Here is a 1,742-nt window from a genome sequence, read left to right as displayed (position 1 = left end):
GCACCACGCTCCTCTCCCTCGTCCACCCCACCCGGAGAGAACCGTCATGAGAACCGTACGATCCGCCACGCGCGGAATCCCCGCGCTGCTCGCCGCCGCCGCCCTGCTGGGCGTGGCCGTCCCCGGCCCGGCCGCCGCGGCCCCCGCCACCGCCGCCACGTCCGCCCCGGTCGCCCTGACGGGCGCGCAGCTGTCCGCCTCCTGGACCGGTCCGCTGTCCACCCGGGGCCGCTACGTCGTCGACGCGCACGGCGACCGCTTCAAGCTCAAGTCCGGCAACTGGGCCGGCGCCCAGGGCACGTACCAGGGGAGCGGCGACGTCGGCGACGTGAACAACCACCAGGCCCACCAGAAGTCGAACAACATCCCGCTGGGGCTGGACCGGACCCCGATCGCGCAGATCATGGCCGACTTCCACGCGCTCGGGATCAACAGCGTCCGGCTCCCGTTCGCCAACGCGATGATCCACGACCCGGCCGCGGTGCCGGACTCGGCGGTCGCCGCCAACCCGGAGCTGAAGGGCAGGACCCCACTGGAGGTGTTCGACGCCGTCGTGGCGGCGCTGACCGCCGACGGCTTCGCGGTGATCCTCAACAACCACACCACCACGTACCGCTTCTGTTGCGGCCTGGACGGCAACGAGCGCTGGAACAGCGGCCAGTCGACACAACAGTGGGTCGACGACTGGGTGTTCATGGCCAAGCGCTACCGGGACGACAAGCGGGTGGTCGGCGCCGACCTGCGCAACGAGGTCCGCCGTGACACCTGGAACGATCCGAACTGGGGCTGGGGCGACGACCACGACACGTACACCGCCTACGAGCAGGCCGGAAACGCGATCCTGCAGGCCGATCCGGACCTGCTGATCGTCATGGAGGGCATCAACTGGCAGGGCATCCCGGCCTCCCTCTTCTCGTACGAGCGGCCGAACCTCAAGCGGGTCGCCACCCTCTCGCACACCCTGATCGACTCGAACAAGCTGGTGTACTCCGTGCACTTCTACGGCTACACCGGCCCGTCCAACACCGGTGCGGGCAGTGGCTGGGGAGCGACCGACGACCCGCGCTACGAGGACTTCACCCCCGAGAAGCTCGCCGAGGTCGTGAAGGAGGAGGGGACCTTCGTGACCGAGGAGGGCAAGCACTACACCGCCCCGGTGTGGGTCAGCGAGTTCGGCGCGGCCGGGCGCGACTCCACCGACGCCAAGGAGCAGGCCTGGTTCAGGAACTTCACCGACATCCTGGTCAAGACCGACACCGACTTCGCCGTCTGGCCGCTGGTCGGCTGGACCGACGCCGCGGGCAGGCCGCAGGACAACTGGGCGATGCTCACCTACGACGCCGCCGGGAGGCGGCTCGGCATCGAGGACGGCGGCGACTGGCGCGCCACCGACTGGAACAAGCTCGTGACCGCCCCCGGCCGGAGCGGAGCGGTCGCCCCGGTCGACCACTGGAACATCGTCGACATCGACCACGGCGACTGGAACCTCTCCCGCACCATGCTCGCCAGGGCCGACTGGAGCCCGGGCGACCACAAGGGCAACTGTCCCGACACCGAGCGCCTGGTCGGCCTCAGTCGCAGCTACGGCCGCGGGCTCTGCACCGACGTCGCCGAACCGCGCAAGGCGGCGGGCGCCTGGGAGAAGGTCGACGGCGAGAAGTACGTCCGGCAGGGCGACTGGGCGTCCGGCTACAACAAGGTGCAGTGCCCGGTGAACAGCTTCGCGGTCGGCTACAGCATGA

General features: G+C 70.1%; 1 protein-coding gene. It reads left to right on the top strand.

The annotated features are described in order from the left end of the window. Positions 1 to 46: 46 nt before the first annotated feature. Positions 47 to 1,742: glycoside hydrolase family 5 protein (locus MCM47_RS40120; protein ID WP_238951771.1), on the top strand; the 1,696-nt coding region annotated here is incomplete at its 3' end.

Origin of the sequence: Kitasatospora sp. A2-31 (assembly GCF_022288725.1) — a bacterium.
In the GTDB taxonomy this organism is placed as follows: domain Bacteria; phylum Actinomycetota; class Actinomycetes; order Streptomycetales; family Streptomycetaceae; genus Kitasatospora.
The sequence above is the reverse complement of the archived record's forward strand: the minus strand, read 5'-3'. Positions and strand labels throughout refer to the sequence as shown.